Source organism: Pseudomonas sp. GW821-FHT07G06 (assembly GCF_058986625.1).
On record NZ_JBYSVW010000002.1, the window covers coordinates 131,162 to 145,566 of the forward strand.

Genomic DNA, 14,405 nt, shown 5'->3' on the forward strand with positions numbered 1-14,405 from the left:
GGATTGGGCTTTTGACTTTTCGGCACCCCGCTTGATAGATGCACTTTCCCGCTTGATCCCTCACAGTCGTTCGACGCCGGCAAAGCCGATTTGCTAGAGTGCGCCGCGTCCCTGTCCAGAAAACGCCCTTGCGATGCTGCCCCGCGCCGAACAGAAACAACAGACCCGTAATGCCCTGATGGACGCTGCCCGGCGCCTGATGGACGGCGGCCGAGGATTCGGCAGCCTGAGCCTGCGTGAAGTCGCGAAAACCGCCGGCATCGTACCGACCGGTTTCTATCGCCATTTTGCCGATATGGATGAACTGGGCCTGGTGCTGGTCAGCGAAGTCGGCCAGACCTTCCGCGAAACCATTCGCCTGGTACGGCACAACGAATTCGTGATGGGGGGCATCATCGATGCCTCGGTGCGGATTTTTCTCGACGTGGTCAGCGCCAACCGCTCGCAGTTCCTGTTTCTCGCCCGCGAGCAATACGGCGGTTCGCTGCCGGTGCGCCAAGCCATTGGCCGCCTGCGTGAAGGCATCAGTTCGGACCTGGCGGCCGATTTGTCACTGATGCCGAAACTGCAGCACCTGGACATCGCCGACCTGAGCGTCATGGCGGATCTGATCGTCAAAAGCGTGTTCGCCACCCTGCCGGACATCATCGATCCGCCCGCCGAGGCCTTGCCTGAGCACCTGACGCCCCAGGCAAAAATCACCCAGCAGTTGCGGTTTATCTTTATCGGCCTCAAGCATTGGCAAGGGCTCGGTAGCACCGAGTAACCCTTAACAACCTTCAGTCTGGATCAAGACCCTGTGGGAGCGAGCTTGCTCGCGATAGCGTCGGCACATACAGAATCAATGTGACAGATACGCCGTCATCGCGAGCAAGCTCGCTCCCACAATGAACTTGCATCGCTTCAACTTGGTGCGCAACCCAAAAAAAACGCACCAACTTCAACCAAAAAACCCACTCAATCGATCCCCCTCCTACGCCTCCGTCAGCCATTTCCTACGCATCATGTCGATTGGCAAGCCCCTTGCTCTAGCCTGAGCATCGTCCATTGCTGGAAGCCTTCCGATGCTGGTGATTCATCGCAGAATCGACCCTCAACCCGTTTGGGCCGCTGAACTGCACCTGACGTTCGAAGCCCGCAGCAAAAGCCGGTTGCGCTGTTTCAGTGCCGAGGGCGAAGACGTCGGGTTGTTTTTGGAACGTGGCCAACCGCCGCTGCATGACGGCGAATGCCTGCAAGCCGAAGACGGGCGAATCGTGCGTGTCTGCGCCCGCCCCGAACAACTGCTGCACGTCACCTGCGCCAATGCCTTCGAACTGACCCGCGCGGCCTATCACCTGGGCAACCGCCATGTCGCCCTGCAGGTCGGCGACGGCTGGTTGCGCCTGCTCGACGATTACGTGCTCAAGGCCATGCTCGAACAACTCGGTGCCATTGCCTCGAACATCGAAGCACCGTTCCAGCCGGAACATGGTGCCTACGGCGGTGGCCATCATCATTCGCGCCACGGTGATGAAGACTTCAACTACGCGCCGAAACTGCACCAGTTCGGCATACGCCCATGAACCCGGCCTGGGCGCTGCTGCGCCTGGCCAGCCCGCAATTGCCGATTGGCGGCTACAGCTACTCCCAAGGGCTGGAAATGGCTGTGGATAACGGCCGGGTAAACGATCCCGACAGCGCGCGACGCTGGATCAGCGATCAGTTGCTGTTGAATCTGGCACGCTTCGAAGCGCCGTTGCTGCTCGCCCATTGCGTGGCCGCCAGCATGGACAACTGGGGCCAATTGCTGCAACGCTGTGAGGAACACCGCGCCAGTCGCGAAACCCGAGAGCTGCATCAGGAAAGCCGGCAGATGGGTTACTCGTTGCAGCAATTGCTCAACGGCTTGCCGGAACTCGACACACCCGCCCGCGCCTTCCTCGAACAACGCAGCGAGCCCCATCTGGCCCTGGGTTGGGCCTTGGCCGCGCGCGCCTGGCAGATCAGCCCGCAGGATGCTTTGGCTGCATGGCTATGGAGCTGGCTGGAAAACCAGTTGGCGGTGCTGATGAAGACCTTGCCACTGGGCCAGCAAGCCGCCCAACGCCTGACCAGCGAACTGTTGCCGCTGCTTCAAGAGGCTCAACAGAACGCCACCCGAATCGATCCCGATCACTACGGCAGCGCCGCTTTCGGCCTGTCCCTGGCGTGTATGGCCCATGAGCGCCAGTACAGCCGCCTGTTCCGTTCCTAGGGCCTGTTATTTTGGAGAATCACATGAACACACAACCCCTGCGCGTCGGCATCGGCGGCCCGGTCGGCTCCGGCAAAACCGCCCTGACCCTGGCCCTGTGCCTGGCCCTGCGCGAGCGCTATAACCTGGCCGTGGTGACCAACGACATCTACACCCGCGAAGACGCCGACTTTCTGGTGCACAATGAAGCCCTGGCGCCGGAACGCATCATCGGCGTGGAAACCGGTGGCTGCCCGCACACGGCCATCCGCGAAGACGCCTCGATCAACCTTGAAGCCGTGGATCAACTCAATCGCCGTTTTCCAGGGCTGGACCTGATTCTCGTGGAGTCCGGTGGCGACAACCTCTCCGCGACCTTCAGCCCGGAACTGTCCGACCTGACGATCTACGTGATCGATGTCTCCGCCGGCGACAAGCTGCCGCGCAAGGGTGGGCCGGGGATCTGCAAATCCGACCTGCTGGTGATCAACAAGATCGACCTGGCGCCGCTGGTCGGTGCCTCGCTGGAGATGATGAACAGCGACACCCAGCGCATGCGCAACGGCAAGCCATTTGTCTTCAGCAACCAGAAAACCGGCCAGGGTCTGGAACAGATCATCGCCTTCATCGAACGCCAGGGCTTGCTGACCGCGGCCTGATCACCCCTTCAACAAGGAAGCTTTCCATGACACTGAAACGCATTCTGGGCGCCCTGGCCCTGCTGCTGACGCCAGCCCTTGCCTTCGCCCATCCAGGGCACGGCGACAACGGCTTGATCGCCGGCATCAGCCATCCGCTTGGCGGTCTCGATCACCTGCTGGCGATGCTCGCGGTCGGCCTGTGGGCCGCACAGCAGCAAGGTGCTGCGCGCTGGGCGCTGCCATGCACCTTCGTCGGGACCCTGCTGATTGGCGGGATGCTGGGCTTTGAAGGAATGAACCTGCCTGCACTGGAGAGCGGGATTGCCGCTTCCGTATTGGCTTTGGGGCTGGCGGTGGCGCTGGCCGTGCGTCCACCGTTGGTGATGGCGGTGGGTGCGACAGCGTTGTTTGCGCTGTTTCATGGTGTGGCGCATGGGCTGGAACTGCCGGAGATGTCGAGTCCATGGACCTATGCCGCAGGCTTTGTCGCAGCGACGGCGGTGTTGCATGCGGCGGGTTATGCGCTGGTGCGGACATTGCCGCTGGCGGCAGCACCGCTGGTTCGACTGGCGGGCGCGGCTTCGGCGGCGACCGGGGCGTGGTTGTTGGCGGGTTGATTTTTTGTCGCCTGTGATGCCCCCATCGCGAGCAGGCTCGCTCCCACATTGGAATGCGTACACCTGTGGGAGCGAGCCTGCTCGCGAAGGCGGCCTGACAGACACCGCATCGCTCAGGCCGACCTCTCTGCTAACATGTCGCGCAATCGCCCCTGCCGTGACGACGCCAGCCAATGCCACCTGTTTCCCGCTCCGCCTCCCAGCCTGAATTGACCGCCCTGTTCGCCTCGGTGCAACAGCACTTCCTGAACGTCATCGTGCCGCTCTGGCAAGGTCCGGGCTGGAATGCCGACATGGCGTTGCCCTACGAGGCGCTGGATGCCGAACACCAACCGCTGCCACCGCAACGCTACCGGGCCATGGCCTGTGCGCGGCAGTTGTATCTGTTTGCCAGCCTGATCGGTCAGGTGCCGGGCGCCGAAGAGCGTGCCGCCGCCTTGTTCCGCTCGTTGCAGCGGCACTTCCACGATGCCGAGCACGGCGGCTGGTTCTACAGCGTCGATGCTCAAGGTGCGCCACTGGATCAGCGCAAGGATCTCTATACCCACGCGTTCATCCTGTTCGCCTGTGCCCATTACTGGGACAAGGTCCGCGAACCGCTGGTGGAGTCGGTACTCAACGCCTCGCTGGAAGTGATCGCGCAGCGTTTCGCCACGGACGACGGTCTGTATGAAGCCACGCTCGACCGCGACTGGGCATCGCTGGGCAGCGGCCCCTTGCAAAACCCGCTGATGCACCTGGCCGAAGCATTCCTTGCCACCCTGTCGGTGCGTGAAGATTTTGACGTGCAACACGCACTCATCGAGTTATGCACAGCCATGCACGCGCGCTTTATCGATCCGCAGCACGGCGTGTTGATGGAAAAGCCGCTGGGGTCTGTGGATAACTGGTTTGAACCGGGGCATCAGTTCGAGTGGTATTTCCTGCTGGAATCCTCGGCACTGCTGCGCACTACGACCCTGCATGCCGATCTGGAAAGGGCCTTCGCCTTTACCGAGCAGTTGGGTGTCGATCAGCAGACCGGTGCGGTGCGGGCCATGCTCGACCTCGAACCAGGTGGCGGCGTCCGGGATGCCACGCAGCGTATCTGGGCCCAGGCCGAATACCTGCGCGCCCTGACGCTGCGTCCGGACAGCGAAGCGGATGTATTGCGTCAATTGCAGGCGTTGCAGCAGCGCTCGCTGCACGCAGGAGGCTGGTTTGAGTGTCGTGATGAGCACGGTGACGTCAGCCGCCGCGACATGCCGTCGACCACGCCTTATCACCTAGCGACCTGTTATCGCGGGCTGGCGATATATCTCGGCTGACTGTTTGGTTGCTTTCGCGAGCAGGCTCGCTCCCACAGTAGATCGCACTTCAATGTGGGAGCGAGCCTGCTCGCGAATGACCTCAAAGAGGTCACCGAACTGTCACTCAATCCACTTGCGATCCCCGGTAAAGCTGATGGTCAGCCATCGTGCGGCATCCGGTTCGCCGAGCTTTGTTGAAATTTCCTCGCGCAAACTGTCCAGTTGCCCCACCCCGTCCAGCCAGTAATCCTTCGGCAATACAATGTGGATCTCGATAAAACACGCCCTGCCGTGCTTCTGCACATAGGAAATGTAGTCGTCGAAACCATGCTCGACCTTCGCCACCTCCATCACCTGACGCACCTTGTCGTCCAGCTGATCCGGGACGATCCCCAACACATCGCGCAAGGCCGGTCCGAGGATTTTGAGCGCCGGGGGGAGCATGCCCAAGGCCAGCAGAATCAGGATCATCGGGTCGACATACACCGCCCACTTGTCGTACCCCTGAGTCTTGAGTAGCAGCGCGATGAGGAAACTCACCAGCAGGCCCGCCGACAGCATCGCGTCCACCAGCCAACTGATGTTGTCGAACTGGATCAGCGATGAGTTGAGCGTGCGGTTGCGATGGCGGACGTAGAAAAAATAGATGAGCTCGACGACGGTAAACACTGCCGCATAGACGATCACCAGTCCGAGTTCGACCTCGCGGCCACCACTGATGATGCCGAACACGCCGTTGAGAAAGGCGTAAATGGCGACCAGGAAAATGAAGCTACCTTCGATAACCAGCACCATGGGTTCCAGGTGCCAGGAACCGAACTGGAAGCGCTGGTTGCTTTCCTTGGCGATCAGCCTGGCGGTGATCAGCATCAGGACCTTGATGAAGGCCGCGATCAACGAAAAGAAGCCATCGAACAGGATGGATTGGGCGCCCGAAACAAAACCGGTGATGATCCCGGCGAATGTGACGGCGAGCATCAGGAAGGTCGATTGTTTGAGCAGCGACTGCTCGCCTCGATTACTCACTGGATCTCCTCTAAGACCTCTAGACCGCCGGGTGTGGCGGGTTGCTTGAGGGAGGAGTCTAGCTGATGTCCTGATTCATCCGTTCCGGCCCCTTCGCGAGCAGGCTCGCTCCCACAGGTACAGCGCAATCCTTGTGGGAGCGAGCCTGCTCGCGAATGCCGTGACTCGGTCTTAAGACTTGCGCTCGATCGCAAACCCGGCCCAGGTCTGGCTCACCGGCATCAACTCCAGGCTGTTGATGTTGATGTGCGCAGGCGCATTGAGCACCCAGAAAATGGTCTCGGCGATGTCTTGCGGCTGGATCGGCTCGGCGCCGGCGTAGGTGGCGTTGTAGCGTTCCTGGTCACCGGCAAAACGCACCAGCGAGAACTCGCTCTCGCACAGGCCCGGCTCGATGTTGCTGACCCGTACGCCTGTGCCCTGCAGGTCGCAGCGCAGGTTCAGGGAGAACTGTTTGACGAACGCCTTGGTCGCGCCATACACGTGGCTGCCCGGGTACGGGTAGTTGCCGGCGATGGACCCCAGGTTGACGATGCCGGCGCCACGACCGTGGGCGATCAGGCGTGGCAACAGCAGACGGGTGCTGTACATCAGGCCTTTGACGTTGGTGTCGACCATGGTGTCCCAATCGTCCAGGTCGCACTTGGGTGCCGGATCGACGCCCAGGGCCAGCCCGGCGTTGTTGATCAACCCACGCAACTTGGCAAAGGATGGCGGCAGATTGGCAATCGCCTCCTCCATGGCCTTGCGATCACGCACATCGAGCACCAGCCCATGGACTTCGGTCTGCTTCGACAGCTCGGCGCACAGCGCATTGAGGCGCTCTTCACGACGGCCTGTCAGCACCAATTTCCAGCCTGCGTCAGCAAAACGACGGGCACAGGCTTCACCAAAACCGGAGGTCGCGCCGGTAATAAACAGGGTGTTGGACATCGTGTTCTCCTTGCTTCGGCTGATCGCCAGCCATTGGAATGGTAAATCAGCAGGCAGAATGCCCGGCCTTGCCCATAGCGGCAACCGCCCTTTCTGTACAAAAAACGAACAATCCTCGCAAGCCCTCGGCCAGCCTGGCCTGTAGCCATGTGCGCGCACGTTATCCACAGCCCGGTCCACAGTCTTTGGGGGCAAGTGGAAAAGCTGCAAGCCTCTATCCACAAGGCTTTGCGCGGCTTTTTGAAACTTTTTTGCTTGACCCTCAATAGCCCGCCGTGTAGCCCCTGGGGATTTTCATGACTGACGGGTCAAACCAGCGATGGCGCCAAGCCAGTAACCACGGCCTTCAGCCGGGTCTTTCCAGAGTTTAATCACAGACTTATCCACAGGCTTGTCCACGCTGATTCCACACACTTTCACCTCGAACAAAAAGGTTGACAAAGCGCTCTTAAAGTTGCGCAAAAGCACTTGATCAAAAACTGAACACACCTCTGCAGGCCACGGTTTAAAAGGCCTACAGCCAGCTACTCCCACGTTATTCACAGCCGGCTCCACAGCAAACGGGGACAAGTCAAAACCGTGACAAAACAACTATTTGCAGCGGCTTTATGTCGCGCTTCGGGAGCTCTTGAATATTGTTTTCCACAATTTCCCGGAGGCACGCCAAAAACCCTGTGGGAGCGAGCTTGCTCGCGATAGCGGTTTGTCAGTCAACATCAATATTGGCTGATAGATTGCTATCGCGAGCAAGCTCGCTCCCACAGGGTTTAGTTGTGTTTGGGAGATGTAAAAAAGCCCCGGCGATTGCGCGCCGGGGCTTGTGCATAACCACTGAAACTCAGTGCCCGCCGAGGTAAGCGTTACGCACATCCTCGTTGACCAGCAGCTCCTTGCCGGTGCCAGTCATGCGGATTTCGCCGTTGACCATCACATACGCCCGGTCCGACAACCGCAGGGCGTGGTTGGCGTTCTGCTCTACCAGGAAGATGGTCATGCCGGTCTTGGCCAGTTCTCGCAAGGTCGCGAAGATCTGTTTCACCACGATCGGCGCCAGGCCCAGGCTCGGCTCATCCAGCAGCAACAACTTGGGCCGGCTCATCAGGGCGCGGGCGATGGCAAGCATCTGCTGCTCGCCACCGGACATGGTCATCGCCCGCTGGGTGCGCCGTTCTTCGAGCCGCGGGAACAGCTCGAACATGCGTTGCATGTCTTCCTTGGCGTACTTGTCACCGATGGGGATGGTGCCCATCAGCAGGTTTTCCTCGACTGTCATGTCGGGGAACACCCGCCGCCCTTCCGGCGACTGCGCGATGCCGTTGGAGGCGATGTAGTGGGACGACTTGTGGGTAATGTCCACGCCCTGATAAAGGATCTGCCCGTCGGCGGCCCGTGGCTGGCCGAAGATCGACATCAGCAGGGTCGATTTGCCGGCGCCGTTGGAGCCGATCAGGCTGACGGTCTCCCCTTCGTTGATGTGCAGCGAGACGCCTTTCAGGGCCTGGATCGGGCCGTAGAACACGTCCAGGTCCTTGAGTTCGAGGATGGGTTTGCTCATACCACCTCCTCTTCGTCGGCGCCCAGGTACGCGGCAATCACTTTCGGGTCGTTGCGGATGTCGTCGGGACCACCCTCGGCGATGACGATGCCGTGGTCCAGCACCACGATGTGGTCGGAAATGCTCATTACCATGCCCATGTCGTGTTCGATCAGCACCACGGTCAGATCGTGCTCATCGCGCAGCAGCCGGATCATCGCGCTCAGCGCTTCGGTTTCCTGAGGGTTGAGGCCGGCGGCCGGTTCGTCGAGGCAGATGATCTGCGGACGGGTGCACATGGCGCGGGCGATTTCCAGGCGGCGCTGCTGGCCGTAGGACAGTTCACCGGCCAGGCGGTTGGCGCAGTCCACCAGGTCCACCACTTCCAGCCAGTAGAACGCATGGTCCAGCGCATCGCTTTCGGCCTTGCGATAGCCCTTGGTGTTGAGGATGCCGGCCAGCATGTTGCGGTTGACCCACATGTGCTGGGCTACCAGCAGGTTTTCCAGCACCGACATTTCCTTGAACAAGCGAATGTTCTGGAACGTCCGCGCCAGGCCGGCACGGTTCACCAGATGGGTGCCGCCGAACATCTTGTAGCGCAGCCGGGTGATGAAGCTTTTTGGCGAAACGAAATCGGTCGGCTTGAACGATTCGCCCAGCAACTGGATGACGTTGGTCTGTTTCCCGCGCACGTTCAGTTCGATCTTGCCGCCGGAGGCCTTGTAGAACCCGGTCAGGCAGTTGAACACCGTGGTCTTGCCGGCGCCGTTGGGGCCGATCAGGGCGAAGATCGAGTTGCGCTTGACCTTCAGGCTCACATCATTCAGCGCCTTGATGCCGCCGAAGTGCATCATCAGCTTCTCTACGGAGAGTACGACTTCGCTCATGGCGCTACTCCTTTACGCGGCGTCACACCGGTACGGCTGATCCGAATCAGCCCGCGCGGTCGCCAGATCATCATCAACACCATCAGGATGCCGAACAGCAGCACGCGGTACTCGGCGAAGCCACGCAGCAGTTCCGGAGCGACGGTCAGCACGAAGGCTGCAATCACCACGCCTATGGTCGAACCCATGCCGCCCAGTACCACGATGGCGAGGATCAACGCCGATTCGAAGAAGGTGAACGAGGTCGGGTTGACGAAGCCCTGGTAGGTGGCGAAGAACACCCCGGCCAGACCGGCCGTCGAGGCACCGATGGTGAATGCCGAGAGCTTGACCAGTACGTGATTCAGGCCCATGGAACGGCAGGCGATTTCGTCTTCGCGCAGGGCTTCCCAGGCGCGGCCGACCGGCATGCGGGTCAGGCGATGCTTGATGTACAGCACAGCCAGCACCACCAGGAACAGCACTGCGTAGATGAAGTAGTACTTCACGTCGGGGTTGTAGGCGATGCCGAAGAACTCATGGAACGGCACACCGCCGTCCTTGGCTCGTTTGCCGAACTCCAGGCCGAAGAAAGTCGGCAGCGGTGCCGGCATGCCGTTCGGGCCGCCAGTCAGCGACAACCAGTTGTTGAGGATCAGGCGGATGATTTCACCGAAGCCCAGGGTCACGATTGCCAGGTAGTCACCGTGCAGGCGCAGCACCGGGAAACCGAGGATGCAACCGGCCAGGCCGGCGATGATCGCCGCCAGCGGCAACACCGTCCAGAAGCCCAGCCCGAGGTATTGGTAACCGAGTGCCAGGCCGTAGGCGCCGATGGCGTAGAACGCCACGTAACCGAGGTCGAGCAGGCCGGCCAGGCCGACCACGATGTTCAGCCCCAGCCCAAGCAGTACGTAGATCAGCCCGAGGATGACCACGCCCAGCAGGTAGGAGTTGGAGAAAAACGGCAGCGCCACGGCGATGACGATCATCAACGGAATGATCCAGCGCAACCGCGACTTGTAGTCCGGCGCCAGCACATGCACCCCGGAGCCTGTCGTTTCAAAGCCTTCGAGGATTTTCAGGCCCTTGGCTGTCTGCAGGAACATGCTCAGGGCAAAACGTCCGGCCATGACGATCGCCACGATCCACGCCACCCGAGTGGTTTCCAGGTTGAAGCCATAGCCATCGAGAACGACGCCGACAATCGGCCCGAACACAATCAGGGCAATGAGGCCGGCAAGAATCGCGTCAACCAGACTTTTTTTGATATCAATGGTTTTTTTAGTGGTTGAAGACATCGCTTACACCTTCGACACAAGAGGACGGCCGAGCAGGCCTTGAGGCCGAAAGACCAGAACGAGGACCAACAGCGAGAAGCTGAAAACGTCTTTGTAGTCCGAGTTCACCAGACCGGAAAACAGCGACTCGGAAATCCCGAGAATGATCCCGCCGAGCATTGCGCCGGGCAGTGAGCCAATCCCGCCGAGCACCGCGGCGGTGAACGCCTTGATCCCGATGATGAAGCCGGCATAGAAGTCGAATGTGCCGTAGTTCATGGTGATCAGCACGCCGGCCAGGGCCGCCATCGCTGCACCGATGATGAACACGTAGGAAATCACCCGATCGGTGTTGATCCCCAGGATCGAAGCCATCTTGCGGTCTTGCTGGGTTGCACGGCACATGCGGCCGAGCTTGGTGTATTTGATGATGTAGGTCAGCGCGGCCATCCCGACAAACGCGGCGACCAGAATGAAGACCTTGGTGTAGGTCAACTGAACGAAACCGGTACCGATATCAACGCGCCAGGCACCCGAGAGCAATGTCGGAACGCCTTGTTGCTTCGCGCCCTGGGAGATCTGTGCGTAGTTTTGCAGGATCAGGGAGATACCGATCGCACTGATCAGCGGTGCGAGTCGAGTGGAGTTGCGCAGGGGTTTGTAGGCGACACGCTCGATGACCCAGCCATACACCGCCGTGACGACGATGGTGAAGATCAGTGTGCCGAGCATCAGCAGCGGGAAGGATTCGATACCGAAGTAAGCCAGCAGAGCCAGACTGATTGCCGCGAGGTAAGCGGAAATCATGTAAACCTCGCCGTGGGCGAAGTTGATCATGCCGATGATGCCATAGACCATTGTGTAGCCGATGGCGATCAGGCCATAGACCGACCCGAGGGTCAGGCCGTTGACCAGTTGCTGCAGGAAAATACCATCCATAACGCAATCTCACGCAATGAGAACCTGCACATGTGGCTGTGCGGTTCTTCTAAGGAAAATACAGATATACGTCGGAGCAATGACACCCACGATCTGGCTGGCCACCACCGCCCCTGTGGGAGCGAGCCTGCTCGCGAAGAACCTGAGGACAACGCGCTGAACCAGCAAGCACGCGTTATCGTTGACGTTTTTCGCGAGCAAGCCCGCTCCCACAAGGGGTCAGCGGGGTTCAGCCGATCGAGTCAGCCCTTACTTCTGTTTTTCCAGCTGGTGGTATTTGCCGTCCTTGTCCCACTGGTAAACCACGTAGTCGGAGATTTTCAGGTCGCCCTTGCTGTCCCAGGTCTTCTCGCCCATGACGGTCTTGACCGGGTTCTTCTTCAGCCATGCGGCTGCTTCTTCGCCCTTGTTGGACTTGGCGCCGTTGAAGGCTGCCGCCAGGGCCTGGACCGAAGCGTAGGCGTACAGGGTGTAGCCTTCAGGCTCGGTACCGGCCTTGCGGAAGGCGTCTACCACGGTCTTGCTGTCTGGCAGCAGGCGTGGGTCGGCGCCGAAGGTCATCAGCACGCCGTCAACGAATTGCGGACCGCCAGCGGTGGTCACCAGTTCGTCGGTCACGATGCCGTCGTCGGACATGAACTTGACGTCTTTCAGGCCTTGTTCACGCAGTTGACGCACCAGAGGACCGGCTTCCGGGTGCAGGCCACCGAAGTAGACGACGTCAGCGCCAGCGCCGCGGATCTTGGTCACGATGGTGCTGAAGTCTTTCTCGCCACGGGTCAGGCCTTCATACAGCACAGGCTTCACACCACGCTTCTCAAGCTGAGCCTTGGTGGCATCCGCCAGGCCCTGACCGTAGGTGTCCTTGTCGTGCAGCACGACCACTTTCTTGCCCTTGAGCACGTCGACGATGTAGTCGCCGGCCACGATGCCTTGCTGGTCGTCACGCCCGCACATACGGAACATGGCGCTCAGGCCGCGCTCGGTCACAGCCGGGTTGGTGGAGCCTGGAGTGATGGCGATGATGCCTGCTTCGTCGTAGATCTCGGAGGCCGGGATGGTCGACGAGGAGCAGAAGTGACCGACCACGCCGGCGACTTTCTGGTTGGTCAGGTCCTTGGCGACCGTCACGGCCTGTTTCGGTTCGCAGGCGTCATCGCCCTTGACCAGTACGATTTTTTCCCCGTTGACCCCGCCCGACGCGTTGACCGCATCGGCCGCCGCTTGTGCACCCTTCATGTACTGTTCGCCAAATGCCGCGTTGGCGCCTGTCATTGGTCCCGCTACGCCGATCTTGATGTCAGCCTGAGCAAACGCAGAAACACCCAGCGCAGTTGCCACTGCGAGGGCCAGAAAGCCTTTCTTGTAAAACGTCTGGGACATGAGGTGGTGCTCCATGGTTTTTTTTAATTGGCACTGCGACTTCACTGGATGCTCAGAGCAAGGGCCGTGCCATCGGTTTTTTATTCTTAAAAAAGTCGCTGCTTTCTTGTTATTTCGACTGTTTCGGGCCCATTTTCATTGGGCGTGCAACCGTCTAAACCGCGGAAGGTAAAACCATTATTTTTTTGAGGCGCAACCCGCCTGCGCCATCATTGCAACCGCGGCTTTAAACGACGTGCAACCAGCCTGTAACATCGTGCGTCACCGAAGTGCACACTGCTGGTGCGAGACTGCTACAACCCGCACCACTACAGGCTAGCTGCAGATCGAAAAAGCGCCGCTTCCCCACAGCAAAAATCAACATTCAGATCACGATCCGCAGGCACTGGCCTGCGTGATACAGCGAGAATCCCGCCTCGTACAGACAGCTGCGCAACCCCACCCCGGCCAATGGCTGCATGGGTGCGAAAGGAATCGGTAGCGCTTGAGGATTTCCGTTACACAGGTAATCGGCAAAGGCCTTGCCGACCACCGTTCCCGTGGTCACGCCCCGACCGTTGTAACCGGTGACAGCCACTAAACCGGGCGCCGGTTCGAACAGGCGCATCAGATGATCGGGGGTGAAGGCGATGCGACCGGTCCAGGTGCACTCCCATTCCACCGGTTTGAGGTACGGGAAATAGTGCTGCTGCACCCGGTCGGCCCAGGCCTTGAGGAACCAGGTCGGCTTCTGATTGCCATTACCCAGGCTGCCAAGCAACAGGCGACCGTCTTTATCCCGACGGATACTGCTGAGCACCTGTCGGGTGTCCCAGGAACCCTGGCCACCAGGCAGAATTTGCCGAGCGGCTTCTTCGGTCAGCGGCACCGAGGCCACCTGATAGTAATAACCGGGGAAGAAATTGCGCCGCAGTTCCGTCCAGTCGCCTTCGGTGTAGGCATTGGAGGCGATCACCACCTTCTCGGCCATCACCGAACCCTGGGCGGTTTGCACCGACCAGCGCTGGCCTTGGCGTTCGAGGCGGGTGACCGGGGAATGATCGAACAATTGACCACCCAGGCCGATGGCCGCCTTGGCCAGCCCGGTGGTGTAGGCCATCGGGTTGAGCGTGCCGGCACGGCGATCGAGCAATGCCGCGGCGATCTTTTTCGTGCCGGTGGCTTGCTCGCAGGCCTGACCCGTGAGCAACTCTACCGGCGCACCGCGACGTTTCCATTGTTCTTCACGACTGCGCAAGTCGGCTTCGCCACGGGCGTTGTGCGCCATGTGCAGCGTGCCTTCGCGGCGCAACTGGCAATCGATGTTGTACTTGTCCACAAGGCTGAACACCAGGGATGGCGCCGCGCCCAGCATGCGGTTGAGCTGGCTGCCGACCTCAGTGCCGAACCCGGCTTCGATCTCGTCCGGGGGAATCCACATCCCGGCATTGACCAGCCCGACGTTGCGCCCGGAACCACCATGGCCGGCACGATGAGCCTCCAGCACACAAACGGTCTTGCCTTGCTCCAGCAGATGCACCGCCGCCGACAAACCGGTAAACCCGGCGCCGATGACGCAGACATCCACTGTGACTTCACCCTTGAGGGCCGAATTGTCCGGCCTCTGCGGCGTCAGTTTTTCCCACAGACACTCTTCGCGTAACGGCATTGCCAGACTCCAACAGAAACCTAACAAACAC

14 protein-coding genes are annotated in these 14,405 nt (G+C 60.3%); 6 read left to right on the forward strand and 8 right to left on the reverse strand.

The genetic code is table 11. The features are described 5' to 3' along the window. Positions 1–133 precede the first annotated feature (133 nt). From AC3WJW_RS04160 to AC3WJW_RS04185, 6 genes are all read left to right on the forward strand, one after another. Positions 134–766, forward strand: a complete 633-nt coding sequence (locus AC3WJW_RS04160) for a TetR family transcriptional regulator (RefSeq protein ID WP_007979686.1) — start codon at positions 134–136, stop codon at positions 764–766. 298 nt (positions 767–1,064) lie between these two features. Further along, positions 1,065–1,565 carry an urease accessory protein UreE gene (ureE, locus tag AC3WJW_RS04165; RefSeq protein WP_493725226.1) on the forward strand — a complete coding sequence of 167 codons (501 nt, stop codon included), beginning with the start codon at positions 1,065–1,067 and terminating at the stop codon, positions 1,563–1,565. Beyond that, on the forward strand, positions 1,562–2,236 hold the full coding sequence (locus AC3WJW_RS04170) for an urease accessory protein UreF (RefSeq protein ID WP_493725227.1): 675 nt from the start codon (positions 1,562–1,564) through the stop codon (positions 2,234–2,236). Before ureE ends, AC3WJW_RS04170 begins: the two co-directional genes overlap by 4 nt. A gap of 23 nt (positions 2,237–2,259) precedes the next feature. After that, complete coding sequence (gene ureG, locus AC3WJW_RS04175; RefSeq protein ID WP_493725228.1) at positions 2,260–2,874, forward strand: urease accessory protein UreG; 615 nt, start codon at positions 2,260–2,262, stop codon at positions 2,872–2,874. Positions 2,875–2,900: 26 nt separating this feature from the next. Next, positions 2,901–3,473: a HupE/UreJ family protein gene (locus tag AC3WJW_RS04180; RefSeq protein ID WP_493725229.1), complete on the forward strand. Its 573-nt coding sequence runs from the start codon at positions 2,901–2,903 to the stop codon at positions 3,471–3,473. A 173-nt stretch (positions 3,474–3,646) separates the two neighbouring features. Further along, positions 3,647–4,780: an AGE family epimerase/isomerase gene (locus AC3WJW_RS04185; protein WP_493725230.1), complete on the forward strand. Its 1,134-nt coding sequence runs from the start codon at positions 3,647–3,649 to the stop codon at positions 4,778–4,780. 102 nt (positions 4,781–4,882) lie between these two features. On the opposite strand, the gene AC3WJW_RS04190 is transcribed toward AC3WJW_RS04185, so the two are convergent. The 8 genes from AC3WJW_RS04190 to amaA all read right to left on the reverse strand — a co-directional run bounded on the left by AC3WJW_RS04190 (position 4,883) and on the right by amaA (position 14,374). After that, positions 4,883–5,788 carry a cation diffusion facilitator family transporter gene (locus AC3WJW_RS04190; RefSeq protein WP_493725231.1) on the reverse strand — a complete coding sequence of 302 codons (906 nt, stop codon included), beginning with the start codon at positions 5,786–5,788 and terminating at the stop codon, positions 4,883–4,885. Between the two features lie 171 nt (positions 5,789–5,959). Further along, positions 5,960–6,721, reverse strand: a complete 762-nt coding sequence (locus tag AC3WJW_RS04195) for an SDR family oxidoreductase (RefSeq protein WP_007979699.1) — start codon at positions 6,719–6,721, stop codon at positions 5,960–5,962. Between the two features lie 838 nt (positions 6,722–7,559). Then, positions 7,560–8,276: an ABC transporter ATP-binding protein gene (locus AC3WJW_RS04200; RefSeq protein ID WP_007979701.1), complete on the reverse strand. Its 717-nt coding sequence runs from the start codon at positions 8,274–8,276 to the stop codon at positions 7,560–7,562. After that, a complete protein-coding gene (locus AC3WJW_RS04205) occupies positions 8,273–9,145 on the reverse strand; it encodes an ABC transporter ATP-binding protein (RefSeq protein ID WP_102698675.1) in 873 nt (290 codons plus the stop codon). Before AC3WJW_RS04205 ends, AC3WJW_RS04200 begins: the two co-directional genes overlap by 4 nt. Beyond that, the gene (livM, locus tag AC3WJW_RS04210; protein ID WP_104451544.1) at positions 9,142–10,425 is read right to left on the reverse strand and encodes a high-affinity branched-chain amino acid ABC transporter permease LivM; all 1,284 of its coding nucleotides are present in this window, start codon (positions 10,423–10,425) and stop codon (positions 9,142–9,144) included. The genes AC3WJW_RS04205 and livM overlap by 4 nt, the downstream gene beginning before the upstream one ends. 3 nt (positions 10,426–10,428) lie before the next feature. Further along, positions 10,429–11,343 carry an ABC transporter permease subunit gene (locus AC3WJW_RS04215; RefSeq protein ID WP_008048116.1) on the reverse strand — a complete coding sequence of 305 codons (915 nt, stop codon included), beginning with the start codon at positions 11,341–11,343 and terminating at the stop codon, positions 10,429–10,431. A 249-nt stretch (positions 11,344–11,592) separates the two neighbouring features. Beyond that, on the reverse strand, positions 11,593–12,726 hold the full coding sequence (locus tag AC3WJW_RS04220; RefSeq protein WP_102698673.1) for an ABC transporter substrate-binding protein: 1,134 nt from the start codon (positions 12,724–12,726) through the stop codon (positions 11,593–11,595). A gap of 364 nt (positions 12,727–13,090) precedes the next feature. Continuing rightward, a complete protein-coding gene (gene amaA / locus AC3WJW_RS04225; RefSeq protein WP_015093244.1) occupies positions 13,091–14,374 on the reverse strand; it encodes an L-pipecolate oxidase in 1,284 nt (427 codons plus the stop codon). Positions 14,375–14,405: the final 31 nt, after the last annotated feature.